This is a genomic window from Paenibacillus sp. y28, from assembly GCF_037137075.1.
In the GTDB taxonomy this organism is placed as follows: domain Bacteria; phylum Bacillota; class Bacilli; order Paenibacillales; family NBRC-103111; genus JBBBNV01.
Window position 1 is genome coordinate 1 of record NZ_JBBBNV010000088.1, and the last position, 1,580, is coordinate 1,580.

Sequence of the window (1,580 nt, forward strand, 5' to 3'; positions counted from 1 at the left end):
TTCCCTTTGGTGGCAGACTTAGCGTGACGAATCGCTGGGTCCAGCTTGCTGCTCTCATCCCCTGGGATCAAGTGGAAGAGAAGTATGTCAAATCGCTTCGATCGCTGCACATCGGCCAAAAGGCGTACACCGCTCGCATCGCCCTTGGTTCGCTCATCATCAAGGAGCGGCTGGGACTTAGTGACCGCGAGACCATACTGCAGATCCAAGAGAACCCCTACCTTCAGTTCTTCCTTGGCTATACCGCTTACGTGGATGAAGAACCGTTTCATCACTCCCTGCTAACGCATTTTCGGCAACGGCTTGGTGCGGAAATCATCACGGAGGTGAACGAATGGATCGCTCAAGCAGCCCTCAAGGCGGAACGGGAGGCAAAGGCGGAGCAAGAAGCCTCCAAGAAGAATCGTGACGATGATGACGACAACCACACCGGCGGCTCCCAGTTGGCAATGGAGATTGGCGAGGCGTTGTCCGTTCCAGAAGAGCCAACGAACGTTTCAAAGAAAGGCCGTTCTGCCATGAGGAAGTTTCGCGTCCTATCGTCAGAGGATATGGGTGGTACGGCCTCAGCGAATGTCGCGAACAAGGGGACTCTTATGTTGGATGCCACGTGTGCCCCAGCCGACATCAAGTATCCCACCGACCTGGGATTGTTGAATCACGCCCGTGAAATTTTGGAAGGTATCATCGATGTGCTCCATGCACCTCTTGTCGGTGAAAGAGAGAAGCCGCGCACCTATCGCGAAGAGGCAAGGAAGTCGTTCCTCAGCGTGGCAAAGCAGCGAAAATCTTCGGGCAAAGTCATTCGTCGAGCGATCAAAAAGCAGCTGGGCTACGTGGGTCGTGACCTTCGTAGCATAGAGAAGCTCATAAAGCATACGTCCCTCAAGGTATTGAGCAAACGGAAATACCGTCAGTTTCTGATCATCTCGGAGCTATACCGTCAGCAACGCGAAATGGCAGATCAGAAGAAGCATGTCATCGCTGATCGCATCGTAAGCATCGAACAGCCGCACGTGCGCCCCATGGTTCGCGGAAAAGCAGGAGCCAGCGTGGAGTTCGGCGCGAAGATCGCGGCAAGCCTAGTTGACGGCTACGCATGGATCGAATCCATGCAATGGAATAGCTTCAATGAAGCGACAACGCTGCAAGCTTCGGTAGAAGCATACAAGCAGCGCTTCGGCTATTACCCTGCAGTCCTCCAAGCTGACAAGATCTACCGTAATCGCCAGAACTTAGCTATTGCAAAGCCTATGGCATTCGTCTAAGCGGCCCTAAACTTGGCAGGCCTTCGAAAGAACAGAACGAGGCCTGGGACCGCAAGCAAGAACGGCAAGACGCCGCTGAGCGTAACGCCATCGAAGGAAAGTTTGGAGAGGGCAAACGCAAATTAGGACTAGGACGCATTCGCGCACGCGGTGCCAAAACGAGTCTGACCGTCATCGCCCTCCAGTTTCTAGTCATGAATCTGGAGCGGCGGCTACGGGTTCTCTTTTTGCCTTTTTTCAGATTTTTACAGTTTTTCATTGTCCGTCAGGCGAAGGTTGCGTAAAAATCTTGTTCAGCAAGCCCTATTTAGG

1 pseudogene is annotated in these 1,580 nt (G+C 53.2%); it reads left to right on the forward strand.

The annotated features are described in order from the left end of the window. A pseudogene (locus tag WBG83_RS22345) lies at positions 1–1,552 on the forward strand (IS5 family transposase); the annotation flags it as partial. Positions 1,553–1,580 lie beyond the last annotated feature (28 nt).